Source organism: Rhizobium sp. Root1334 (assembly GCF_001426665.1).
In the GTDB taxonomy this organism is placed as follows: domain Bacteria; phylum Pseudomonadota; class Alphaproteobacteria; order Rhizobiales; family Rhizobiaceae; genus Pararhizobium.
The window spans coordinates 1-21,881 of sequence record NZ_LMEY01000012.1 but is presented as its reverse complement, the minus strand read 5'-3'; the positions used below and the strand labels follow the sequence as shown (position 1 = coordinate 21,881).

General features: G+C 61.3%; 22 protein-coding genes. 10 read left to right on the top strand and 12 right to left on the bottom strand.

Features of this window, described 5'->3' with window-relative positions; all coding sequences use genetic code 11:
- Window positions 1–16: 16 nt before the first annotated feature.
- Together ASD36_RS14165 and ASD36_RS14160 are read right to left on the bottom strand one after the other, a co-directional pair.
- On the bottom strand, window positions 17–778 hold the full coding sequence (locus ASD36_RS14165; protein ID WP_060506288.1) for an ABC transporter permease: 762 nt from the start codon (window positions 776–778) through the stop codon (window positions 17–19).
- Window positions 775–1,701 (bottom strand): ABC transporter ATP-binding protein, encoded by a 927-nt coding sequence (locus ASD36_RS14160; RefSeq protein WP_060506287.1) that lies wholly within the window; start codon window positions 1,699–1,701, stop codon window positions 775–777. The genes ASD36_RS14165 and ASD36_RS14160 overlap by 4 nt, the downstream gene beginning before the upstream one ends.
- On the opposite strand from ASD36_RS14160, the gene ASD36_RS14155 reads away from it, so the two are divergent.
- Both ASD36_RS14155 and ASD36_RS14150 read left to right on the top strand, forming a co-directional pair.
- Complete coding sequence (locus ASD36_RS14155; RefSeq protein ID WP_060506286.1) at window positions 1,691–1,948, top strand: hypothetical protein; 258 nt, start codon at window positions 1,691–1,693, stop codon at window positions 1,946–1,948. The two genes, ASD36_RS14160 and ASD36_RS14155, sit on opposite strands and share 11 nt — an antisense overlap.
- Window positions 1,908–2,975, top strand: a complete 1,068-nt coding sequence (locus tag ASD36_RS14150; protein ID WP_060506285.1) for a cyclic nucleotide-gated ion channel — start codon at window positions 1,908–1,910, stop codon at window positions 2,973–2,975. The genes ASD36_RS14155 and ASD36_RS14150 overlap by 41 nt, the downstream gene beginning before the upstream one ends.
- Window positions 2,976–3,171: 196 nt before the next feature.
- On the opposite strand, the gene ASD36_RS14145 is transcribed toward ASD36_RS14150, so the two are convergent.
- The 7 genes from ASD36_RS14145 to ASD36_RS14115 all read right to left on the bottom strand — a co-directional run bounded on the left by ASD36_RS14145 (window position 3,172) and on the right by ASD36_RS14115 (window position 9,771).
- Window positions 3,172–3,558 (bottom strand): GFA family protein, encoded by a 387-nt coding sequence (locus tag ASD36_RS14145; RefSeq protein ID WP_060506284.1) that lies wholly within the window; start codon window positions 3,556–3,558, stop codon window positions 3,172–3,174.
- A gap of 108 nt (window positions 3,559–3,666) precedes the next feature.
- Window positions 3,667–4,971, bottom strand: a complete 1,305-nt coding sequence (locus ASD36_RS14140) for an extensin family protein (RefSeq protein ID WP_060506283.1) — start codon at window positions 4,969–4,971, stop codon at window positions 3,667–3,669.
- 219 nt (window positions 4,972–5,190) lie between these two features.
- On the bottom strand, window positions 5,191–5,637 hold the full coding sequence (locus ASD36_RS14135) for a DUF488 domain-containing protein (RefSeq protein WP_060506331.1): 447 nt from the start codon (window positions 5,635–5,637) through the stop codon (window positions 5,191–5,193).
- Between the two features lie 34 nt (window positions 5,638–5,671).
- The gene (locus ASD36_RS14130) at window positions 5,672–6,073 is read right to left on the bottom strand and encodes a VOC family protein (RefSeq protein ID WP_060510997.1); all 402 of its coding nucleotides are present in this window, start codon (window positions 6,071–6,073) and stop codon (window positions 5,672–5,674) included.
- A gap of 157 nt (window positions 6,074–6,230) precedes the next feature.
- On the bottom strand, window positions 6,231–7,034 hold the full coding sequence (locus ASD36_RS14125) for an endonuclease/exonuclease/phosphatase family protein (protein WP_060506330.1): 804 nt from the start codon (window positions 7,032–7,034) through the stop codon (window positions 6,231–6,233).
- An 81-nt stretch (window positions 7,035–7,115) separates the two neighbouring features.
- Window positions 7,116–7,715 (bottom strand): Kazal-type serine protease inhibitor domain-containing protein, encoded by a 600-nt coding sequence (locus ASD36_RS14120; RefSeq protein WP_060506281.1) that lies wholly within the window; start codon window positions 7,713–7,715, stop codon window positions 7,116–7,118.
- Window positions 7,716–7,956: 241 nt separating this feature from the next.
- Window positions 7,957–9,771 carry a methyl-accepting chemotaxis protein gene (locus ASD36_RS14115; RefSeq protein WP_060510995.1) on the bottom strand — a complete coding sequence of 605 codons (1,815 nt, stop codon included), beginning with the start codon at window positions 9,769–9,771 and terminating at the stop codon, window positions 7,957–7,959.
- 208 nt (window positions 9,772–9,979) lie between these two features.
- On the opposite strand from ASD36_RS14115, the gene ASD36_RS14110 reads away from it, so the two are divergent.
- Both ASD36_RS14110 and ASD36_RS14105 read left to right on the top strand, forming a co-directional pair.
- Window positions 9,980–10,360 (top strand): acyl-CoA thioesterase, encoded by a 381-nt coding sequence (locus tag ASD36_RS14110; protein WP_060506279.1) that lies wholly within the window; start codon window positions 9,980–9,982, stop codon window positions 10,358–10,360.
- Window positions 10,361–10,385: 25 nt separating this feature from the next.
- Window positions 10,386–10,973 (top strand): hypothetical protein, encoded by a 588-nt coding sequence (locus ASD36_RS14105; protein ID WP_060510993.1) that lies wholly within the window; start codon window positions 10,386–10,388, stop codon window positions 10,971–10,973.
- Window positions 10,974–11,008: 35 nt separating this feature from the next.
- Here the strand turns inward: ASD36_RS14105 and ASD36_RS14100 are convergent, their stop codons facing one another.
- Complete coding sequence (locus ASD36_RS14100; protein ID WP_060510991.1) at window positions 11,009–11,578, bottom strand: hypothetical protein; 570 nt, start codon at window positions 11,576–11,578, stop codon at window positions 11,009–11,011.
- A gap of 322 nt (window positions 11,579–11,900) precedes the next feature.
- On the opposite strand from ASD36_RS14100, the gene ASD36_RS14095 reads away from it, so the two are divergent.
- The 3 genes from ASD36_RS14095 to ASD36_RS14085 all read left to right on the top strand — a co-directional run bounded on the left by ASD36_RS14095 (window position 11,901) and on the right by ASD36_RS14085 (window position 14,636).
- Window positions 11,901–12,869 carry an aliphatic sulfonate ABC transporter substrate-binding protein gene (locus ASD36_RS14095; RefSeq protein ID WP_060510989.1) on the top strand — a complete coding sequence of 323 codons (969 nt, stop codon included), beginning with the start codon at window positions 11,901–11,903 and terminating at the stop codon, window positions 12,867–12,869.
- Window positions 12,870–12,957: 88 nt separating this feature from the next.
- Window positions 12,958–13,737, top strand: coding sequence for an ABC transporter permease subunit (locus ASD36_RS14090; RefSeq protein WP_060510987.1), 780 nt, complete (start codon window positions 12,958–12,960; stop codon window positions 13,735–13,737).
- Window positions 13,738–13,769: 32 nt separating this feature from the next.
- On the top strand, window positions 13,770–14,636 hold the full coding sequence (locus ASD36_RS14085) for an ATP-binding cassette domain-containing protein (RefSeq protein ID WP_082512286.1): 867 nt from the start codon (window positions 13,770–13,772) through the stop codon (window positions 14,634–14,636).
- A gap of 3 nt (window positions 14,637–14,639) precedes the next feature.
- On the opposite strand, the gene ASD36_RS14080 is transcribed toward ASD36_RS14085, so the two are convergent.
- Window positions 14,640–15,425 carry a hypothetical protein gene (locus ASD36_RS14080; RefSeq protein WP_200954904.1) on the bottom strand — a complete coding sequence of 262 codons (786 nt, stop codon included), beginning with the start codon at window positions 15,423–15,425 and terminating at the stop codon, window positions 14,640–14,642.
- Between the two features lie 215 nt (window positions 15,426–15,640).
- Between ASD36_RS14080 and ASD36_RS14075 the strand changes: the two genes are divergently transcribed.
- Window positions 15,641–16,525 carry an RDD family protein gene (locus ASD36_RS14075; RefSeq protein WP_060510985.1) on the top strand — a complete coding sequence of 295 codons (885 nt, stop codon included), beginning with the start codon at window positions 15,641–15,643 and terminating at the stop codon, window positions 16,523–16,525.
- On the opposite strand, the gene ASD36_RS14070 is transcribed toward ASD36_RS14075, so the two are convergent.
- Complete coding sequence (locus ASD36_RS14070; RefSeq protein WP_060506327.1) at window positions 16,515–16,868, bottom strand: DMT family protein; 354 nt, start codon at window positions 16,866–16,868, stop codon at window positions 16,515–16,517. The two genes, ASD36_RS14075 and ASD36_RS14070, sit on opposite strands and share 11 nt — an antisense overlap.
- Window positions 16,869–17,082: 214 nt before the next feature.
- Between ASD36_RS14070 and uvrB the strand changes: the two genes are divergently transcribed.
- Together uvrB and ASD36_RS14060 are read left to right on the top strand one after the other, a co-directional pair.
- The gene (gene uvrB / locus ASD36_RS14065; protein WP_060510983.1) at window positions 17,083–20,196 is read left to right on the top strand and encodes an excinuclease ABC subunit UvrB; all 3,114 of its coding nucleotides are present in this window, start codon (window positions 17,083–17,085) and stop codon (window positions 20,194–20,196) included.
- 786 nt (window positions 20,197–20,982) lie between these two features.
- Window positions 20,983–21,447, top strand: coding sequence for a DUF3828 domain-containing protein (locus ASD36_RS14060; RefSeq protein WP_060506326.1), 465 nt, complete (start codon window positions 20,983–20,985; stop codon window positions 21,445–21,447).
- Window positions 21,448–21,881 lie beyond the last annotated feature (434 nt).

Below are 21,881 nucleotides of genomic sequence, written 5' to 3'. Positions count from 1 at the left end.
GGGCGAGGGTCGTCCGTCAGTTCCGCAACCGGTACCCCGTCTTGAAGATCCACGTCAGCAAGCCCATCAGCACCGCCAGGAAGCCGACGATGATGGCAAAGCTGATCACCGGATTGACGTCGGCGATTTCGAAGAAGCTCCAGCGAAAACCGCTGATCAGATAGAGAACCGGGTTGAAATGGCTGACCGCCTGCCAGAAGGGCGGCAGCATGTTGACCGAATAGAAGCTGCCGCCAAGGAAGACCAGCGGCGGGATGACCAGCATCGGAATGAGATTGAGCTGTTCGAAATCCTTGGCCCAGATGCCGATGATGAAGCCGAACAGGCTGAAGGTGACGGCGGTCAGCACGAAAAACAGCAGCATCACGAAGGGATGGGCGATCGACAGATCGACGAACAGCGAGGCCGTCCCCAATATGATGATGCCGATCATCATGCCCTTGGTCGCCGCCGCCCCGACATAGCCAAGTACGATTTCCGTCATCGATACCGGCGAGGACAAGATCTCGTAGACCGTACCGGTGAATTTCGGGAAATAGATACCGAAGGAACCATTGCCGATACACTGGGTGAGCAATGTCAGCATGATCAGTCCCGGCGTGATGAAGGCGCCATAGGAAACCCCGTCGATCTCCTGGATGCGCGATCCGACGGCGGCGCCGAACACGATGAAATAGAGCGAGGTGGAAATGACCGGCGAAACGACGCTCTGCAAAAGCGTGCGGCGTGTGCGCGCCATCTCGAAGAAATAGATCGACTTGACCGCTTCGAGGTTCATGCCTTTGCTCCCACCAGTTCAACGAAAATGTCCTCGAGCGAACTCTGCCGCGTCGAGATGTCCTTGAGCCGGATACCCGCTTCGGCCAGCGCCGTCAAAAGCGTGGTGATACCGGTCCGCTCACCGGATGAATCGTAATCGTAGATCAGGCTGTGACCGCTGTCCTCGACCGTCAGGTCATAGGACGCAAGTGTCTCAGGGATGGCAGACACAGGCTCCTGCAGCTCGATGCGCAACTCCTTGCGGCCGAGTTTCTTCATCAGGTCCTTCTTTTGCTCGATCAGAAGGATCTTGCCGCCATTGATGACGCCGACGCGGTCGGCAATCTCTTCGGCCTCTTCGATATAGTGCGTCGTCAAGATGATCGTCACGCCGGTTTCCCGCAGCTTCTCGACCACCTTCCACATGTCCTTGCGCAGGTTGACGTCGACGCCCGCCGTCGGCTCATCGAGGAACAGAACGCGCGGCTCGTGGCTCAGCGCCTTGGCGATCAGCACCCGCCGTTTCATGCCGCCGGAAAGCTCGCGCAGCATGTTGTCCTTCTTGTCGAACAGCGACAGATCCTTCAGCACCTTTTCGATATGGGCCGGATCCGGCTTCTTGCCATGCAGCCCACGCGAAAACGACACCGTGTTCCATACTGTTTCGAACTGGTCGGTCGTCAATTCCTGCGGCACCAACCCGATCATCGCCCGGGTGACGCGAAAATCCTTGACCACGTTGTGACCACCGACCAGCACCGTACCACTGGTCGGATTGACGATCCCGCAGATGATCGAGATCAACGTCGTCTTGCCGGCGCCATTCGGCCCCAGCAATGCCAGGATTTCGCCTTCCTCGATATCGAGACTGACATCTTTCAGCGCCTGAAAGCCGGACGCATAGGTTTTCACCAGATTGGAAACGGAAACGATGGGCGCCATGAAATATGTTCCGGGGGATGTGAGGCGGAAAGAGATGCTCTATATGGGGTGTTCCTTCGAAAATTTCAGCCGCAAAATCGAGAAAAACCAAAAACAGATCGTCACGCGTTTCAGCGATTCGGAATTGGCTGTAGCGGCCGCCCCTTTGCGCTTCGCCGGAGGCATTCTATTCTTCCTGCGGGGTGACGTAGCGCTCGGGGGATCGAATGCCGGCAATGTCTTTCTCAAAAACATCCGCGCTGTTTAACGTGCTCTTGGCGATGACCGGTCTTGTGGCCATCGCCGCGCTCACCACGCCAACCGTGCAGGGGCACGTGCGCTTCGCACTCGAGATGCTGCTGGCCGGAATCTGGACGATCTACGGCCTGCAATTGCTTGCAACCCTCATGCTGCGGCAGGCAACCGGCGTCCACGACGCGATACCGGCAATCGCGATCGATGTTCTCGCTGTCCTGCTGCCGCTTTTGGCGTTCCTGTTCGTGGGCCGCCGCGACCAGAGCCTCTATTGCGCCATCTGGCTGCTGAAGCCCCTGCGCCAATCGACGTTTTTCCGGATGATGGGCAGGGTGATCTCCAACGAGGCGCGAAACCTGATCGGGGTGACCTCGGTTTTCGGCATCCTGCTGTTTGCCGCATCGCTGGCAGCCTACCTGCTCGAGCGTGACGTCCAGCCGGACAGATTCGGCAGCATACCGCAGGCGATGTGGTGGGCTGTGGCGACACTGTCCACCACTGGCTATGGCGACGAAATCCCGCAAAGCCTTGCCGGACGTATCCTGGGCGGACTGGTGATGATGAGCGGCATCGGCATTTTCGCGCTCTGGGCCGGCATCCTCGCTACCGGCTTTTATGAAGAAGTCCGCCGCCAGGATTTCGTCCGCAATTGGCAGCTGGTAGCCGCGGTCCCCTTGTTCCAAAAACTTGGCCCCGCCGCTCTGGTCGAGGTCGTGCGCGCGCTGCGCCCGCGTATCGTGCCGGCCGGCGCCATCATCTGCCGCAAGGGCGACAGGGGCGACCAGATGTATTTCATTGTCGAGGGAAGCGTCGTGGTCGCCACGGCCAATCCGGTGGAAATCGGCGCAGGCAGCTTCTTTGGCGAGATGGCGCTGATCACCGGCGAACCGCGCTCGGCCACGGTCACCGCGGCAACCGAAGTCTCGCTGCTGTCGCTCTATTCGGTGGATTTCCAGATGATGTCGACGAACAGTCCGGAGATCGCTGAAATCATCCGCCGCACAGCCCTCGAACGGCGCAGCGCAGTCCATGGCGGCTGAAACAACGCTGCCGCGGCGGCCGGGAACATTTCCGCCTCTGTCATGAAACCGTGATGGACTCACGCCATGTTCGCGGCGTGGGACACAGACGATGACAGTGATTTGCAAGAACCTCCGGCAGTCCCCTCTTCGGTAAGGTTCATTTTAGGCCGGTTTCGACCGGCCATTTTTTTTGCGCCACCGGCCGAAACGGCAGCTAACCCACCGCCGGGATTTTCCACCAGCCTGGATGCACATCCTCGAACGAATGCGCAAGAGGGCGTAGCTCCTCGACATCCTGCACATCGAAACTGCCAGTGACCAGTGCAATCACCGGCTCATCATCGACGGCACCCAGCGTGCTACCGCATGCTGGGCAAAAGGAGCGGCTGGAATAATCGGACGAACGGTAGACGGCCGGCCTCCCGCCCTCGCCGGTCCATTCGACGGCCTCGCGCGGAAACTCCACCCAGCAAAGCGTCTGCGCACCGGAATGCCGCTGGCAGTTTTCACACGAGCAAGTGTGCGGGTTGCCGGGTATACCGGTTGCCCTGAAACGGATGCTTCCACACAGGCAACCGCCGAGATAGGTTCTGGTTTCCATTGAGACTCCCCGTTTTCGTCCGCGCGAAACCGAAAAAAATCGCCTTCAACCCAGCATAGCAAGGGGATTACCGTAAACCGGGTGTCCTTGGCTGTGCACGCCTTCAAATCAATCGCAGTGCCGGTAGCCGGATTTGCGTTCTCTGAGGTCGAAATGGAAATGATCCTTGTGCTGCGGATCGCTACCGGGACCAAGCACGGTGTTGAAATATTTGCAGCTGTCGCTGCGTACCGCCTTCAGCAGGCCCTTTTCACGGAAGGCGAAAAATCCCGGCTTGCGCACGTCGATTTCCTTGCCGGAATTCAGCACGAACTTGCCGACATCGATGGCGTTACCATGCGCATGTTCCGACATCGGATTGCCGCGCTTGGAATTCATCGTCCGGCAGGAGTAGCCACCGAGCGGCTTGATCGTCTTGATGCCGGAGAGGTAGCGGTAGCGGGCCGATGGGGCCAGTTCGTTCTTCACCCATTTGGCAAAGGCTTCCGTCACCTCGCAGTTGAGCTTGACGGCCGGCTTGATGTCGATACCGCCGGAAAGGCCGGTCAATTGGATTGGGTAGTCGATGCCGCAGGCCCGGCCGTTGGAAATGCGTGGAATATCGGTGAATTCGACCCTGAGCTTCTTCAGCCGTTGGCGGCAGGCGACTTCCGAAGCCGGCATCCGGCCGGTGAAATCAGGCTCGGATTCGGACAGCGGATTGCCGGCACGTGGCAGGAAAGCCACCTGCTGCTCTTCCTGCGTCTGCTGTTTGCGCAGCATGACGCGCTGCTGCTGATCGAGAAACTGTGCCTTGCGCGCCTCCTCGGCGGCCTGTTTTTCGGCGCTGAGCGGCGGCAGGTCGGGATCATAGCCCGGATCGACGGATGCCACCTGGACGGCCTGCGGCCCACCCAGCTGCTGCACGCTGTCGCCGCCGATGCCGCCAACCACCGGCTGGCTGGCATTGCCTTCGGCGATCTCATTGTCTCTGGCGATCTCGTTGCCCCGGCCATAATCGCGGTTCTGCTCCTCGGCCAAGCCGACAACCGGTGTCGAAGCGGTTTCGACGCCCATCATCGCATCCATGTTGACGCCCTCGGCAGGCACCGTCATCGGCTGCGTACTGGCAACGGCCAGCGGCTGCTGCGCCGGGTCGCTGTCGATCATCGGCAGGCGTTGGCCCTGCACCCGCGGATCGGCAGGGACGGCATCGTCCGAGTTTTCAGAAAAGGTGGTGACCGGCGTATTGGCTGCAGGATACGGATTTTCCCGCGAGCCGCGCGCATGACGATTGGCGGGCTCGATGGCGCTCACCCGCGCAGAGGAATCAATTCGGCCCGGCGGGGTCAGATCATCCGTCGAACAGGCGGTCAGCGACACAGACAGCAGAAAAACTGCCGCCGGCCGCCGGAAAAGGGAAACATACGCCATACTCACTTGCCGCCTCTACCGATGACGGTGCCTCGAAACGCACCATCGCACCCGCCCGGTCCCTGCGGAAAATCTGCGGGCAGCCTGTGTCGAAAGGCGGGCGCAGGACGAGAAAGACCGGAACTGAAGCGGATTTTATGCAAACAGGGTAAACGAAGGCTTTCGAAGATATCCCCGGTTATGGGCGTTGCCGCCGGTGCCAGGGATTACCCAGGCCGCTTAGAGATGCCTGACAGTCAGCTTGCCGCCCCACTTGCCGTCGAGATAATCGCAGACGAGTTGCCGGTGGCAGTGATGCGGCTTGGCTTCCGAACAGAGCAGGCAGCTGCCGGCAAACGAGGAAGGGGTAAGCCGTGTCTCGATCTGACGCTCGGCCATCAGGTCCATGAACTGGTGACGCAGCGTGTTCCAGTCGCCGTCCTTCTTCTTCCTGAAGGACGTCAGGATGTCTTCTGTCGGAGCCAGCAGCGGTTGATGCACGTAGTCAGCGCCGCAGAGCTCCTTCAGGAAATATGGCAGGTCGGCAGCCTTGGCGAAACCAGCAAGCTGCGAGGTGTTGTGAAGCCGGATATCGATCACCTTCTTCACACCGGCCTGCCGGATACGGCCAAAGAAATCCGCCGCAGTGCTATGGGTAAACCCGATCGTGGTTACATCGATATGCATCTGCCGCAGCTCCTTCACCCGATTGCCTGCCGGCTCAGACGGCGCTCATGTCCATCCACACCAGTTCGAACATATGACCATCAGGGTCTTCGACGGCACGGTTATACATGAAACCGCTGTCCTCTGGCGCGCGAATATCGGCTTTGCCTCCGGCAGCTGCGCCCGCCTCGACCAGTCTGTCGACGTCTTTGCGGCTGTCGATCGACAAGGCCAAGAGCACCTCGGTCGTCTGATGCGCGTCGGCCAGCGGTTTTGGCGTGTAGGTCGCGAGATAAGCCGGCGTTGCCAGCTGGAAGGTAATCGTCTCCGACCAGACCATGCTGGCGGACGTCTGGTCGCTGAACTGTTCGTTCTTTTCGCATCCGATCGCCTGATAAAAGCGGGTGGCCTTGGCCAGATCGGCAACCGGCATATTAACGAAAATCATCTTGGGCATTACGGCTCTCCTCGAGGCTCATTCGTTGCGCAGGCTCATGCCCACACCTCCACGACGAACGGTGCCGGCAGGAATCGACACCTGGCGCGAAAAAATTGAACCGGCCGGAGATTTTTTCAATCCGGCAACCAAACAGCTCTTGTCGAGAGGACGCGTCCTACCGCATTTCCAGCAGCAACGCGCGATGATCGGAAACCTCCGGCCTGGCCACGGCATCGAAGCGGATCACCTCGACATCCGGTGTCACCAGCATGTAGTCGGCAAAACGCCCCGGCTTTTCATAGTAGGAGGTGCGTGTGTCGGGATGTCCGCGCGATGTGATCAGGTCCGTCAGGCCAAGCTGGCCCAAAGCGCCGAACATCCGGCTGTCCGGCAAGACATTGAAATCACCGCACACGATCAGTCGCTCGTCGCGCCTCCAGACCCGTCCGATCAGCTCGATCAGTGCCTTGGTCTGCCCGTCACGCGCCGGCGTATCGCCCTTGCCCGCAACATCGCGCAGACCATGCATCTGCGCGATCGTCATTGAAAACCCGTCTTCATGGTTGAAAAGGCGAAGGCAATGAGCATTGCGGGCGCGCGGATGCGGCCCCCAACCATGAGGTGAAAACGCCCCATGCACAAAATCCTGCGCCTGGGCGATCACCGTCAGCGATGAGCGTATGAAGGTCGCGAGACCAAATTCCGAAGGCACGGCTCTGTCCCCGTCGAACAGGTCTCCCCGCGCGGTTGGGGCGAAAAAGCCGTCATGGCCTGGCAGCACGGCACGGATTTCATCGAACAGATTGGCCCGTTGTTGCAGTTCGACCCCGTGGTCCCGATAGGCCAGCCAGCCGGATGGAGACCCAGGCGTGCGTGCCACCTCCTGCAGGCAGATCACATCCGCATCGGCCTCGGTGAGATAGCGCATCAACGGCGCATGGAGCTGCCCACCCCAGGCGTTCAAGGAAACAATCCGCAGCACGGTCCACTCCAGCTGTCTTCAACACAAAACGAACCGCCCCAGCCGGAGCAGTCCGTTATCCCTGGCGTTACGCTCAGATCAGCGGCAATCGCCGTTGCCGATCACGCGAAACCCCTGCGCCTGCGCCGTGCAGGCGTTCGGGAATGTCTGTTCGCGCCGTCCTTGCCGGGCGCAGACCGGCGCAAACTCGCGGGTGCAGGCCTGAGGCCGGCGATCCGGATCGCGCGGCGGACGCATGCCGGAATCATCGACAGGCCGGTCGCTGCCGCGCGAGCATTCGCCGCGGCCGATGACACGGAACCCTTGGGCTTCGGCCATGCAGCTATTTGAAAATGTCTGCTCGCGCCGTCCCTGGCGGGCGCAGACCGGCGCATATTCGCGGGTGCAGACCTGGGGCCTGTCGCCGCCGAAATCAGGACGTTCAGGCCGGCATTCGCCTCGCCCGGTAATCCGGAAACCTTCCGCCCGCGCCTGGCAGGCATTTCCGAACGTCCGGCGATTGTTGCCGCGCTCACCGCAGACCGGATTATACTCCATCGTACACATTTGCGGCCTCGATGGTTCCGGGCGAGGATAGGGCCGCCCGCCGGGCTCATCGACGGCGACGGTGCATGCCGTCAGCAGTCCCAGCGCCATGAATGCCGCAAAACGGATTGCAACACGTTGAAAAACCGTCATTGGCAGTCCTCTCCCCTTTGGAACCCAGTATGCCGCTCCTGAACCGAACCGGCACCGTAACACATTGAACCACTGGATTATTCTGATGGGAAATAGCCCCGGGTCAAGCGCATCGTTACACCAACGACTGGAATCGCCCAAATCTCCAGATAGAAACAACGCATCACCACAACCGCCCAAAACAGAAAAAGCCCGCGTCCTTTCGAACGCGGGCAATCGGCATTTCCGTCTTTTTGAAAGTTCAGGCAGCGCGGCTGTAGCCCGTCTGCCTGTTGTCCGTGGAAAGGCGGAAGGTCTGCAGCAGGCTCTTCAGCTCGCGGCTCTCCTGCGCTAAAGTCTGGCTGGCGGCCGTCGTCTCCTCGACCATCGCGGCATTCTGCTGGGTCATCTGGTCCATGCTGTTGACGGCCGTATTGACCTCAGCAAGACCGGTCGCCTGTTCGCGGGCGGCGGTGGCGATCGAGGCGACATGTTCGTTCACCCGGTTGACCAGGCTTTCGATTTCCGTCAGCGCCTCGCCGGTCGAGCGCACCAGCGTCACGCCGGTCTCGACCTCGGTGGCGGAATTGCGGATCAGTTCCTTGATCTCCTTGGCGGCACCGGCCGAACGCTGCGCCAGCTCCCGCACTTCCTGCGCGACGACCGCAAACCCGCGGCCAGCCTCGCCTGCCCGTGCCGCCTCGACACCGGCATTCAGCGCCAGGAGGTTGGTCTGGAAGGCGATCTCATCGATAACACCGATGATCTGGCTGATCTTGGAGGACGAGCCTTCGATGCGCGTCATCGCGGCAATCGCGTTGCGGACGATATCGCCGGATTTCGCCGCGCTGCCCTTGGTCTCGTTGACCATTTCGCGGGCTTCAGCGGCCCGGTCGGATGCGCTTTTCACCGTCGAGGTGATCTCATCCAGGGCAGCCGCCGTCTCTTCAAGGGCGGCCGCCTGCTGCTCGGTGCGGCGCGACAGGTTGTTGGCGGCTTCGGAAATGTCGCCGGCACTGCCGTAAACCACTTCGGTCGACTGCGCGATCGACTGGATGACACCACGCAGCGCGGTCACAGCCGTGTTGAAATCCTCGCGCAGCTTGGAATATTCCGGGGCGATCCGGCCGATTTCCGCCGTCAGATCGCCACTTGCCAGCTTTTCAAGCGCACTGCCGACCGTCGTCATCGCGTCGGCCTGTGCCTGTGCGTTCGACAGTGAGCGATGCTCGTTGCTCAGACGCTCTTCGTCCAGCCGGGTCTGCTGCTCGGCCTCGCGGACACGAAGCCCGATGCGCTCCTTCACCGAATCCCGCAGTTCCACCAGCACAGCGGCCATCTGGCCGATCTCGTCCTTGCGGTCGTTTTCCGGAATGGCAGACGAGACATCCTCGTCGGCAATCGCCCGCATGGAGGTTTTCAGCCGCTCGATCGGGCCGACAACGCTGCGGACGATGGAGAAGGCGGCGAGCAGAATGACCAGAGCAGCAAAACCGCAAATCATCGCCACGCGGATCAGGCCGTCCTTGAACATCGCGGCAAGGTCATCGGCGTAGACGCCGGTACCGACAATCCAGCCCCAGGGCGCAAATCCGGCCACGTGCGAATATTTCAGCACCGGCTCGTCGGCACCGGGCTTCGGCCAGTAATAATCGACAAACCCCTTGCCTTCTGCCGCAACCTTCTTGGCAAACTCTACGAAAATGTGTTTGCCCGTCGGGTCCTTGTTATCCGTCTGGTCGGTACCATTCAGCGCCGGCTTGATCGGATGCATGATCATCATGCTCTTCATGTCGGTGATGAAGAAATAGCCATTGCCCTGATAGCGCATAGCCTGGATCGCCTCGATCGCCCGCGCTTGCGCATCGGCCTTCGACAGCGTTCCCGCCTGTTCCTGCTTGTAGTAGGTATCGAACACGGAGACCGCATTTTCGTTCATCGCTTCGAGCATGGCCTTGCGCTGCGCCACCAGCTTGTCCTGCTCCTGGAACAGCCCAAGCGTCATGACGGCCGCCATGGTCAGAAGTGCCAACCCCACCAGTGCATAAAGACGCACCGAAATTCGAAAATGTTTCATTGAGCCCAGTCCCCCTCATATTATCGAGGCACGATACCGGCCGGAATTTTCGAACTTCCTAACAAGAGACCACTAAAATTGACAGGACGGACCTTACCGTTTGTTTACCATCATGGATGAGCAGCGCAGCCTTCAAGGTTATTTCCCGCCGGGGTCTTTTCCGATCCATCCGCATCGGGTTACATCAGGACAAACGGAGAGCGACACAATGGCCAAACCCAACGGCGACCTCACCCTGCGCACCCTGGCCATGCCAGGCGACGCCAATGCCGCCGGCGACATCTTCGGCGGCTGGGTCATGGCGCAGATGGACCTGTCCTGCGGTATCCGTGCCGCCGAGCGGGCGCGCGGGCGCGTCGTAACCGCCGCCGTCAAGGAAATGGCCTTCGAAATGCCGGTGAAGATCGGCGATACGCTCTGCATCTATACCGATGTCGTCAAGGTTGGCCGCACGTCGATGACGCTGAAGGTCGAAGCCTGGGCGCAGCGCTATCTCTCCGACCGGATGGATAAGGTCACCGATGCGCTTTTCGTCATGGTGGCTCTGGATGAGAACGGTCATCCGAAGCCTGTCCCGCCGGAAGCCTGACCCCGCCCTCACAAAGGCCTGAGCCATGGACCAGCCCGTCGATCCGCAGATTTTCTCCCATATCCGCGTCGTCATGGGCATGGTCATCAGCCTGTCGATGGCCCGGCTGCTGACGGGCCTGGCGCTGTTCGTCCAGCATCCCGGCAAGACAAAAATCTACTGGCTGCACCTCGGCTGGGTGCTGTTCATGTTCCTGTTCCTGATCTATTTCTGGTGGTGGGAATACCGGCTGCATTCCGTGCCTGTGATCGATTTCAGCGTCTATCTCTTCGTCATCGCCTATTGCTGCATCTTCTTCTTTCTCTGCGTGCTGCTCTTTCCCACCTCGATGGAGGATTATAGCGGCTACGAACATTATTTCATGTCACGCCGCGCCTGGTTCTTCGGCTTCCTGGCGCTCGCCTACGCCCTCGATCTGGTCGACACCGCCGTCAAGGGAAAGGCCTATTTCCTGTCCTACGGGCTGGAATATCCGTTGCGAAACACTGTCTACATCGCGCTGTGCCTCGTCGCCGCCATCACGCCCAACCGGCGTTTCCACGCAACCTTCCTGATCGCCGGCCTCACCTACCAGGTCGTCTGGATTTTTCGCGCGTTCGATCTTTTGGATTGACCGGCGAGGCCCGGCGGCGCAAGCGAACCCGGCGCTTAGCCCGCTTGTGCCTTGAAGAGCACGAAAGACAACTCATTGCCCGTGTCAAAGGCTTGCGCTTTCGCAATTGCCTCTTCCAATGTCTTCCCGCCGTGCAACAGTTCGTAGAACAGGCCGTGCAGGAACAGGGGAACAGCCGATCCATCCGGAAAGTCTGAAGGCGCGGCATAGGCGCGCGCACCGGCTGCGATAAAGGCCTGCCCGAAAGCATCCGTTCCAGTCGCGCAGGCGGTACTGATCACTGTCTTTGCCGGCAACCGGATTGCGCCCGCCAGGGCATCGGCAGGCAGGCTACCGTCAATGAGCATCCCGGCGTCTATGTCGTCGACAAATTCGCCGAGCACGAAGCCATTCTCGTCACCATGTCCGGAAAGGATGACGTATTCGGCATCCTTCTCCTCCCGCTGCAGGCACTTGAGAGCATCGCCGGGCGTTCCGGGCAGATGCAAAGACACGGCCGCCCCAAGACTTTCCAAAATGGCGCGCAACAGCAGCGCCTCCGCCGAATCGCCAAGGGCAACGATCGCGACAGGTTTGCGGGGGTAGAAGAAGTTTTCATCAATCACGTGCGAAAAAACTCCCGGATAGGATTGATCAATCCGGCCGTTGATAGGGCAGATTCAGCCAGGGGAGAAGCCCCGCCATTGCGAGGTCCAGCAGTGGATTCGACGTTTCCCGTCATTGCCTGGCGTAGCGGCGGCGCGCCGGCCGCCTGCGCCGGTGATAACCGGCAACGGAAAAATCCGGCCGGTTGCACTCCCCCCACGAAAAAGCATTTCCCCGCGCACTCAATCTACAAAATAAATAAACTCTATAATCATAATAGATTTATCTAGCATGATCCCACATCACGCGGAAAACGCTTCCGCCAGCCATAAGAGGGATCCGATGCTCAACCTGACACGACGCCTGTTCGGCGCTGGCCTCATCGCCACCAGCCTGTTTGCGGCCTCCGGGCTCTCCGCCGCCGGCGTGGCCGCCGCCGAACTGACCGAATTCAAGATCGGTTATCAGAAGACCGGCCTGCCGGTCATCGCCCGCCAGCAGCAGATCATCGAAAAGGCGCTGGCGCCCAAAGGCGTCACCGTCTCCTGGGTCGAATTCACCGCAGGCCCGCCGCTGGTCGAAGCGCTGAATGTCGGCTCGATCAATGTCGGCTGGACCGGCGATGCGCCGCCCATTTTCGGCCAGGCCGCAGGCTCCGCCATCACCTATGTCGCGGCCCTCCCCTCCAACGGCGCCGGCGAAGCCATCTTCGTCAAGCCGGATTCATCCATCCAGTCGCTGGCCGATCTCAAGGGCAAGAAAGTCGGCGTCGGCAAGGGCACGTCCGCCCACAATCTTGTCGTCGCGGCACTCGAAAAAGCCGGCATCGATTTCAAGGACATCACCCCGGTCTATCTGAGCCCCGCCGATGCGGCCGCTGCCTTTGCCAGCGACAAGATCGACGCCTGGGCCGTCTGGGATCCCTTCTTCGCCATCGCCGAAACCCGCTACAAGCCACGCATTTTGACAACCTCGGCCGAGACCCTCAACGTCAAGACCTATTTCCTCGCCAATCGCGATTTCGCCAAGGACCATCCGGAAACGGTCACCACCACGATCGCCGCCCTGAAGGATGCTGCAGCCTGGGCCGATGCAAATCGCGGCAAGGTGGCGGAAGCGCTGCATGAGGTGACGGGTGTGCCGCTGGAAGCCCAGACAATCGCTGCCAACCGCACCGTCTTCGGCGTCGAACCGATTACGCCGGAGATCGTCGCCAGCCAGCAGCAGACCGCCAATCGGTTCTTCAAGCTCGGCCTGATTCCCAAGCAGATCACCATCGCCGATGCGGTCTGGACCGCGCCGACAAACTGAGTTCCTCCCAGGGAAACCGCAAGCGTGCCGGTCGTCAATCCGGACCGGCACGCGAAAATGGCTAGCGACGAAACAGAAAGGGCAGAGGATGAAATCCACCGGTCAATCGATCCTGCGCAATGGCACAGGCTGGCTTCTGCCCGCCCTCATCGTTCTTGTTTGGGAAATTGCCGCCCGCACCGGGCTGATCTCGCCAAATGTCATGGCGGCCCCCTCCGCCGTTGCCGAGGCCTTCTGGCGCTTGCTTCTGTCGGGCGAACTCGTCCGCAATATTGGCGTCAGCACCGCCCGCGCCCTCTCCGGCTTTGCTATCGGCGGCTCGATCGGCCTGATCTTCGGCCTTGCCAATGGTCTTTCCGGCCTGTCACGCAACCTGACCGACACGACGCTACAGATGGTTCGCAACATTCCGCATCTGGCATTGATCCCGCTGGTCATCCTCTGGTTCGGCATTGATGAGGAAGCAAAGCTCTTCCTCGTGGCACTCGGCGTGTTCTTCCCGATCTATGTTAACACGCTGCTCGGCATCCAGAGCGTTGATCCGCAACTGGTCGAGATGGGCCGCGTCTACGGCATGTCGCGCACCACGCTGTTCTTCCGCGTCATCCTGCCCGGCGCCCTGCCCGCCATCTTCGTCGGCCTGCGGTATGCGTTGGGGATCATGTGGCTGACGCTGATCGTCGCCGAAACCATCGCCGCCTCCTCCGGCCTTGGCTACATGGCCATGCAGGCCCGCGAGTTTCTTTTGATCGATGTCGTCGTGCTGTCAATCCTGATCTACGCCCTGCTCGGCAAGCTCGCCGATAGTTTTGCCCGGCTGCTCGAGCGGCTGACATTGCAGTGGCATCCCGCCTTCCAGACTGCCTGATTTTTCGCGAAACGAAACACGGAGTACCGGAAATGTCCGTCATCACCCTCGATCAACAGACCAAACCGGCCCGTCCGGTCAAGGAAACGGCAGAGGCACGCGCGCTGCGTGAAACGCCGCCCGGCCAGTGGTTTCCCTATGCCGCACCAAAACCGCGCGACCAAGACAACCGCGACGTCGCCTTTTCCTTTCGTGGCGTCAGCCGCAAGTTCGGCGACAAGACCGTTCTCGACAACATCGATCTCGATGTCCCCGCCGGCCAGTTCATCGCCGTCATCGGAAAAAGTGGCTGTGGCAAGAGCACGCTGCTGCGGCTGCTGACCGGTCTCGACAAACCGACCTCCGGCACACTGACGCTCAACAAGGGCGCGGAAGGTGAAAACCGCACCCGCATCATGTTCCAGGAACCTCGTCTTCTGCCCTGGGCCAAGATCGCCAGGAATGTTGAGGTCGGCCTGACCGGTATCGCCAAGGGCGCGGAGGCCCGCGAAAAATCGCTCGCCATTCTGAGCGAGGTTGGCCTTGCCGACCGGGCCGAAGAATGGCCGTCTGTCCTGTCCGGCGGCCAGCGCCAGCGTGTGGCCCTTGCCCGTGCGCTTGTAGCGCACCCCTATATTCTGGCACTCGACGAGCCGCTCGGCGCGCTCGACGCGCTAACCCGCATCGAGATGCAGCATCTGCTCGAAAGCATCTGGCAGCAACAGACCTTCACAGCGGTTCTGGTCACCCATGATGTCGCCGAAGCCGTGGCGCTGGCCGACCGGGTCATCGTCATCGACCACGGCCGGATCGCGCTTGATTTCGATATCCCGCTTGAGCGCCCCCGCCGCCACGGTTCGCCGGAACTGGCGCGGCTGGAAGGAAAGATCCTCGATACGCTGTTCGGCGGCAGCGATTAATCGCTAGGCTCGGGCTTGGCGCAGAGCGGCGGCGACCTGCCTGCTGGCCCATTGAACACAGACGGATACGGCGGACGAGACAAGAAATGCGATCTCGGCATTCTGCCTGGGCAGTAGCCAGACGAGGCAAAGGCAAAAGGCCGCGAACGAAAAGCGTCCCAGCACCATGCCGCGCAGCAGCCGGACAACGAAATCGGGACCATAGGCCCGCTGCGATGACACCGACAGGATCAGCCCCAGCAGCGGAAAAACCGTCAGAACGCCGCTCCATTGCGCGCCCAGCGAAGCCGACAGGACCGTCACCGCCAGCGTCAGAACAGCACCGGCAACCATGCGCATGATCAGATCAAGCCGGGTGATCGTTATCACCTTGGCGGTGGCGTTCGTGCGCGGCAGAAATGTTTGCGCGCAGATGACGCCGAGCAGCGCCATACCGAGTGCAACGGCCGGCGTTCCGGGCAAGCTCGTCAGGCCGAGGGCGGCGATGAACCACGCGGCAAGCCCCATCACGGCGGCAATGCAATAATGATACCAGCGGCAGGTCCAGGCGTAGGCGAGGTTGAAGGCCTCAGACGCGAAGATCGCCGACAGGGCAGCCGCGGCAGCGCCCACCCCGAAAATCGGCCCTTGCTCCAGCACCAGCAGATAGAGGATAGGCCCTGCCACGATCGGCAGACCGGCAAGCCAGCCCGCCACTGCCGGCCCCCAGCGCACGGCCGCCATCGAAACGGCAAGCAAAAAGAAGGGTACCAAGGTCAGTTTCAAGAGCAACATGTCAGTCCCGTTCATTCCCGTCTGCATGTCCGATGGCTCGGCGCCCGGCGCATCACAGCCTTCAGCCGCGTCATCGAAGGACGGCGCCAAAACCAGACACGCGCAATGCGGTCGCGGCCCCAAAATGTCAATCCGCGAAAACTGCCTCCGAAAAGCCCATGGTGCCCATTGCCCGCCACCGGCAAGACGCCCTATGAACCCGGTCACACGGGATTGCTGAAAGGGAACCGATGACCGCTGTTACGCCTGGCACCACAACACGGCCACCGCGCCTTTTCTGGCGCCGCGCCGTCGCGTTTGTTGTCGATCTGGCGGTTTTCTACAGCACCCTGATGATGCTGGCGCTGCCGCTGCAGGCCGTCACGGGCTGGAATCTCGGTTTCTACATCGGACAATCGACGACATGCGAGGTCACCACCGACAGTCCGTTGATCGGAGAGGTCGAAGCAGGATGGCCACTGGCGGATGGCGAAACCCGAACAAACCAGATCTGTATCAATTCCAGCATCGGCATGCAGCAGCGCTTCTTCATATCGACGGTGACGAGATCCGCAGACGCAACAGGTTCCAGCCGCTTCGTATCGATAGAGATCGATGAGACTGGCAAGGCCATCCCGCTGGATATTTCCGGAGCGAGCACCGCATCGAACATCCTGCTCCAGCTGTTGTTCCTGGCGCTGTTCGTTCTGGCAACCGCCAGAATGACGGCGGCGGGCCGCAGGACGCCTGGAAAAGCCATTCTGTTCCTTCGCATCGTCGCTGCCAGGCAAGCAATCCCCTCCTTCAGGCAATGCCTGACGAGGGAGGTCTGGAAGTTCCTGCCGTCATGCCTTCTCGGCATCGCCGTCACCGTTCACGCCGCGCGCAACCTGCCCGGCGTGTCGACGCTGGCCTCCGGTGAGTTCGCCGATGTCGTCCGTGCCGCCCGCGACATGCAGCTGCCGGATTTCAGCGCCTTGCTGACCGTTGGCCTGATCGCGTGGCTGCTCGGCGCACTCTGGTGGTTCGGCCCGTTCATCCTCTGGCGCGGCCAGACCCTCTACGACCGCATCGTCGGTTGCTTCGTCATCCGCTCGGATGATGGTTCGGCGGCGGTTGAGGCTGTCAGCCTTTGAACACGAAGGCCGCGCCGCCGGCGATCATGCAGAAACCGATGGCATGGTTCCAGGTCAGCGATTCCTTCAGCCAAAACACCGAGAAACCAGCAAACACCACCAGCGTGATGACCTCCTGCATGGTCTTCAGCTGCGCCGCCGAATAGACCTCGTGGCCAATCCGGTTGGCCGGAACCGCCAGGCAATATTCGAAAAAGGCGATGCCCCAGCTGGCGATCACGGCCATGTAGAGCGGCGACGACGTATATTTCAGATGGCCGTACCAGGCGAAGGTCATGAAGACATTCGACAGGATGAGCAGCACGATCGGCAGCACGGCGGCCGTATTCAGCGAAAAAGGCATTTCGAATCCCTGGAAAGATGGGTTGGCGAGATGCGCAGCATGTACCGCCAATCCGCCACCATTCAAGCCGGGACCGCCCGCCGCCACACAGAAAACCGGCCGGACCGGATCTCGCGAACAATCCTGTCAGAAACTGGCAGTAGCCCACCTCCCCGTTGCCTTTTTGTACTCCTCTCCCCTTCACTTTCCGCCGGACTCTCTCCATATTCCCCGCATGTCGAAAGCACCGAAAAAAACCACAGGCTTCGAAGAAGCTCCCCAGGCCTCATTCGAAGGCGCTCCTGCCGGTTCCCTGTCGTCCAATGTCGCCGACTGGGCCGAAGAGCTGCAGCGCATGGCCGAGGCCGAGACGATCGAGACCCGCCACGACGTCGCCTCCAAGGCCGGCAAACACCGCAAGAAGGTGGAGATCGCCGCCCAGAAGGCAAAGCAGGAAAAGACCAGCAAGGACGGGGTGAGCGCCAGCCGCTCCGCCCGCGGCACCTCGATGGGCGGCACATCGGATCCGAAGACCCGTGCCGCCGCCGGTCTTAATCCCGTCTCCGGCCTCGATGTCGCGCTCGAGGATGCCGAAAAGTTCATGTCCGGCAGCGGCGTCACCGCCACGGTCGAGGCCCTCTCCGCCTTGATCGAGAGCGGCAACCCGCTGTTCAAGGACGGCAAACTGTGGACGCCGCACCGCCCCGCCCGCCCGGAAAAATCCGAGGGCGGCATCGAGATCGTCATGAAGGCCGATTTCGAGCCCGCCGGCGACCAGCCGACCGCCATCAAGGACCTCGTCGAGGGCCTGTCCAACGGCGACCGCTCCCAGGTCCTGCTCGGTGTCACCGGCTCCGGCAAGACGTTCACCATGGCCAAGGTAATCGAGGCCACCCAGCGCCCCGCCGTCATCCTGGCGCCGAACAAGACGCTGGCGGCCCAGCTCTATTCCGAGTTCAAGAACTTCTTCCCCGACAATGCGGTCGAATATTTCGTCTCCTACTACGATTATTACCAGCCGGAAGCCTATGTGCCGCGCTCCGATACCTTCATCGAGAAGGAAAGTTCGATCAACGAGCAGATCGACCGCATGCGCCACTCGGCCACCCGCTCGCTGATCGAGCGCGACGACGTCATCATCGTCGCCTCGGTCTCCTGCATCTACGGTATCGGCTCGGTCGAGACCTACACCGCCATGACCTTCCAGATGACGGTCGGCGACACGCTCGACCAGCGGCAGTTGCTCGCCGATCTCGTTGCCCAGCAATACAAGCGCCGCGACATGGATTTTCAACGCGGCAGTTTTCGCGTGCGCGGCGACACGATCGAGATCTTCCCCGCCCACCTTGAGGATGCCGCGTGGCGTATCAGCATGTTCGGCGACGAGATCGACAGCATCACCGAATTCGATCCGCTGACCGGCCAGAAGACCGACGACCTGAAGAGCGTCAAGATTTACGCCAATTCCCACTATGTCACCCCGCGCCCGACGCTCAACCAGGCGATCAAATCGATCAAGGAAGAGCTGAAACTGCGCCTGGCCGAGCTGGAAAAGGGCGGCCGCCTGCTCGAAGCCCAGCGGCTGGAACAGCGCACCCGCTACGACATCGAGATGCTGGAAGCCACCGGTTCCTGCGCCGGCATCGAAAACTATTCGCGCTACCTCACCGGCCGCCAGCCCGGCGAGCCGCCGCCGACTCTGTTCGAATATATCCCCGACAACGCGCTGCTGTTCATCGACGAGAGCCACGTCTCCGTCAGCCAGATCGGCGGCATGTACCGGGGCGACTTCCGCCGCAAGGCGACGCTGGCCGAATACGGTTTCCGCCTGCCATCCTGCATGGACAACCGTCCCTTGCGCTTCGAGGAATGGGACGCCATGCGCCCGGACACGATCGCCGTCTCGGCGACACCAGCGGCCTGGGAGCTGGAACAGTCCGGCGGCGTCTTTGCCGAACAGGTCATCCGCCCCACGGGCCTGATCGATCCGCCGGTCGAGGTCCGCTCGGCCAAGACCCAGGTCGACGACGTCTTGGGCGAAATCCGCGAGACCGCCCAGGCCGGTTACCGCACGCTGATCACCGTGCTGACCAAGCGCATGGCCGAGGACCTGACCGAATATCTGCACGAGCAGGGCATTCGCGTCCGCTACATGCACAGTGATATCGACACGCTGGAGCGCATCGAGATCATCCGCGACCTGCGCCTCGGCGCTTTCGACGTGCTGGTCGGCATCAACCTGCTGCGCGAAGGCCTCGACATTCCCGAATGCGGCTTCGTCGCCATCCTCGATGCCGACAAGGAAGGTTTTCTGCGCTCGGAAACCTCGCTGGTGCAGACCATCGGCCGCGCGGCGCGAAACGTCGACGGCAAGGTCATCCTCTATGCCGACCAGATCACCGGATCGATGAAGCGCGCCATGGAGGAAACCTCCCGCCGCCGCGAAAAGCAGGTGGCCTACAATGAGGCCAATGGCATCACGCCGGAATCGGTGAAAGCCCGCATTTCCGACATCCTCGATTCGGTCTACGAGAAGGATCATGTCCGCGCCGATATCGGCATCAAGGGCGTCAAGGGCAGCGTCACCGACCTGGTCGGCAACAATCTCGCCGCCCATCTCGAAGCGCTCGAAAAGCAGATGCGCAACGCCGCCGCCGACCTCGATTTCGAAACCGCCGCCCGCCTGCGCGACGAAATCAAACGCCTCAAGGCCGCCGAACTCGCCGTCATGGACGACCCGATGGCACGCCAAGAGGCGCGGGCGATGGAGGGCTCAGGCAAGAAGGGCAAGGCCGGCCGCGACACCCACCTCCCCCTTGAGGGGGGAGGTCGCAGCGAAGCTGCGGGTGGGGGTGACCCCATCAGTACCGCGAAAGATCACCCCGCCCCGGACCTACGGTCCGACCCTCCCCCTCAAGGGGAGGGTAAGGCCACCAGCCTCTTCGCCAAACCCACCCTCGACGACATGGGCCCAGGCACCGACATGACCCGCCCGGCCCGCAAACCGGCCGAGGGGCAATCCGGGTTCCGCAAACCCACCGACGACGACGTGGGTCACAACATCGCCGTCCCGGCACGTGGTGAGGCCAGCCTGTTCCGCAAGAACAGCCTCGACGAAATGACCGTCGGCCGCACCGAAAAGCCGCTCAACACCACGGGAAAACTGCCGGAAAAGCCGGTGACGGAACCCGGAAAACGCGTCTCGCCGCTGCTGGAAGGCCAGCCGGAAAAGGCCGACGACCCAAAACCCTTCATCCGCGCCAAATCCGGCGCCGGTTCCTACGAGGATGCCGGCGACCTCAAGCGCCAGAAGAAAACCAAAGGCAAGACCGGCCGCCCCGGCCAGTAATACCCTCCCCTCGAGGGGAAGGGTCGGCGCTCCGCGCCGGGGTGGGGTGACCACCAAACATTCGGGGTAATCTCCCCCCTTGTGGGGGAGATGTCGGCAAAGCCGACAGAGGGGGGTGCCGCCCCGCATATTCCGGACCCACGCCGAGACGCCCGCAAGGCCCCGCCCGCTCCCTCTTCTCCCCAGCGGGGAGAAGGTGGCCCGCAGGGCCGGATGAGGGCCCCACAGGCACCTATTCTGCCGCACCGCCCCCTCATCGCCTCGCCTCCGCCCGGCACGTCTCCCCGCTGGGGAGAAGTGGGACACGCCAGCCACATCTCCAACAATGCCGCATGGCCAGACCACAACAAACCGTGATCCCCCGCAGGGGGATGGGAAAGCCGAAGAAGTTTCCGCCCGTTCCCTCTTCTCCCCACCGGGGAGAAGGTGGCCCAACGGGCCGGATGAGGGGGCCGCACGCACCCTTTCTGCCGTGCCGCCCCTCATAGTGCGCCTCAACGCCGCAAAGCGCGCGCCCACCCCGAGACACCCGCAAGATCCCGCCCGCTCCCTCTTCACCCCGCCGGGGAGAAGGTGGCCCGCAGGGCCGGATGAAGGGGCCAAGCGCTCAGAATGTGCCGCACCGCCCCCTCATCGCCTCGCCGTCGCTCGGCACTTCTCCCCGCTGGGGAGAAGAAGGAAACCGCCGCCTGCCGCGCACCAGCCATCCCCCCAAAAATGCCCCATGGCCAGACCACCGCCCATCGGCTACTGCTCAAACACACCACAGCCGCCAAAGGACCTGCCATGCGCCTGCCCGCCCTCCTCCTCTCCGCCGTACTCGCCCTGTCAACGCTTCCCGCCATGGCCGCACCCTACAAGACCCCGGAGGCCCTGCTTGAGGCGCTCTACAGCTACGACACCGCCAGAACCGCCGAAAACGCCCCCTCGCCCTACGCGCCGTTCTTCTCCGACCAGTTGAACGCCCGCTTCCAGGAAGATGCCGACGGCACAGCGGCCGGCGATGCCGGCACCATCGATTTCGACCCGGTGATCTCAGGCAATGACGGCCAGGCCACCGATGTCGAAATCGGCCAGCCGGCCGTCATCGACGATACCGCCGAAGTCGAAGTGACGTTCCGGAATTCCGGACCGGTGACGCTGTTCTACACGCTGGTCAAGGAACACGGCGGCTGGAAAGTCGACGACATCGCCGACCAGCAGGGGGAATATCCGTGGAGCCTGAGCGCGTTGTTTGATGGTGCGCGGTAGAGTAAAAATCCCAACCGGCTGGCCTTTTCGAATCCAATTATCGCCAGAGCCATATTAGCTATCCCACCAACGAATTCCAAAATTAGTTGAAAAAAAATAGTTGCCCACAACCAAAACGCTATTATCTTAATCGAATAGAAATGCGGAAAGATTCGTTAATATGCTTGAAACAAATAAAATTGATGACTTTGCAGCAACGTTAGAAGAAGCCACTAGATCAACACGCGAAGGTGTAAAATATTTTATTGAGCCAGCTCAGGGCACTCTATCACGCGCGAAAAGTAAACGGCACCATCTGATATTTGGTCGCAGGGGCTCAGGAAAATCGAGTCTCTTAGAGTCGGATTCGAAAAGGTCTCAGTAATCGCAATACCTTGCAATGCGGCGGGTCATAAGGCGAATGTGTGCAATCATGATCCATGCCTCGGCTGAGG

What these genes read in the sequence shown, in the direction of transcription:
- ASD36_RS14165 (WP_060506288.1), bottom strand. Translation starts at nt 778, where the DNA reads ATGAACCTCGAAGCGGTCAAGTCGATCTATTTCTTCGAGATGGCGCGC.
- ASD36_RS14155 (WP_060506286.1), top strand. Translation starts at nt 1,691, where the DNA reads ATGGGCGCCATGAAATATGTTCCGGGGGATGTGAGGCGGAAAGAGATG.
- ASD36_RS14160 (WP_060506287.1), bottom strand. Translation starts at nt 1,701, where the DNA reads ATGGCGCCCATCGTTTCCGTTTCCAATCTGGTGAAAACCTATGCGTCC.
- ASD36_RS14150 (WP_060506285.1), top strand. Translation starts at nt 1,908, where the DNA reads ATGCCGGCAATGTCTTTCTCAAAAACATCCGCGCTGTTTAACGTGCTC.
- ASD36_RS14145 (WP_060506284.1), bottom strand. Translation starts at nt 3,558, where the DNA reads ATGGAAACCAGAACCTATCTCGGCGGTTGCCTGTGTGGAAGCATCCGT.
- ASD36_RS14140 (WP_060506283.1), bottom strand. Translation starts at nt 4,971, where the DNA reads ATGGCGTATGTTTCCCTTTTCCGGCGGCCGGCGGCAGTTTTTCTGCTG.
- ASD36_RS14135 (WP_060506331.1), bottom strand. Translation starts at nt 5,637, where the DNA reads ATGCATATCGATGTAACCACGATCGGGTTTACCCATAGCACTGCGGCG.
- ASD36_RS14130 (WP_060510997.1), bottom strand. Translation starts at nt 6,073, where the DNA reads ATGCCCAAGATGATTTTCGTTAATATGCCGGTTGCCGATCTGGCCAAG.
- ASD36_RS14120 (WP_060506281.1), bottom strand. Translation starts at nt 7,715, where the DNA reads ATGACGGTTTTTCAACGTGTTGCAATCCGTTTTGCGGCATTCATGGCG.
- ASD36_RS14115 (WP_060510995.1), bottom strand. Translation starts at nt 9,771, where the DNA reads ATGAAACATTTTCGAATTTCGGTGCGTCTTTATGCACTGGTGGGGTTG.
- ASD36_RS14110 (WP_060506279.1), top strand. Translation starts at nt 9,980, where the DNA reads ATGGCCAAACCCAACGGCGACCTCACCCTGCGCACCCTGGCCATGCCA.
- ASD36_RS14105 (WP_060510993.1), top strand. Translation starts at nt 10,386, where the DNA reads ATGGACCAGCCCGTCGATCCGCAGATTTTCTCCCATATCCGCGTCGTC.
- ASD36_RS14095 (WP_060510989.1), top strand. Translation starts at nt 11,901, where the DNA reads ATGCTCAACCTGACACGACGCCTGTTCGGCGCTGGCCTCATCGCCACC.
- ASD36_RS14090 (WP_060510987.1), top strand. Translation starts at nt 12,958, where the DNA reads ATGAAATCCACCGGTCAATCGATCCTGCGCAATGGCACAGGCTGGCTT.
- ASD36_RS14085 (WP_082512286.1), top strand. Translation starts at nt 13,770, where the DNA reads ATGTCCGTCATCACCCTCGATCAACAGACCAAACCGGCCCGTCCGGTC.
- ASD36_RS14080 (WP_200954904.1), bottom strand. Translation starts at nt 15,425, where the DNA reads ATGAACGGGACTGACATGTTGCTCTTGAAACTGACCTTGGTACCCTTC.
- ASD36_RS14075 (WP_060510985.1), top strand. Translation starts at nt 15,641, where the DNA reads ATGACCGCTGTTACGCCTGGCACCACAACACGGCCACCGCGCCTTTTC.
- ASD36_RS14070 (WP_060506327.1), bottom strand. Translation starts at nt 16,868, where the DNA reads ATGCCTTTTTCGCTGAATACGGCCGCCGTGCTGCCGATCGTGCTGCTC.
- uvrB (WP_060510983.1), top strand. Translation starts at nt 17,083, where the DNA reads ATGTCGAAAGCACCGAAAAAAACCACAGGCTTCGAAGAAGCTCCCCAG.
- ASD36_RS14060 (WP_060506326.1), top strand. Translation starts at nt 20,983, where the DNA reads ATGCGCCTGCCCGCCCTCCTCCTCTCCGCCGTACTCGCCCTGTCAACG.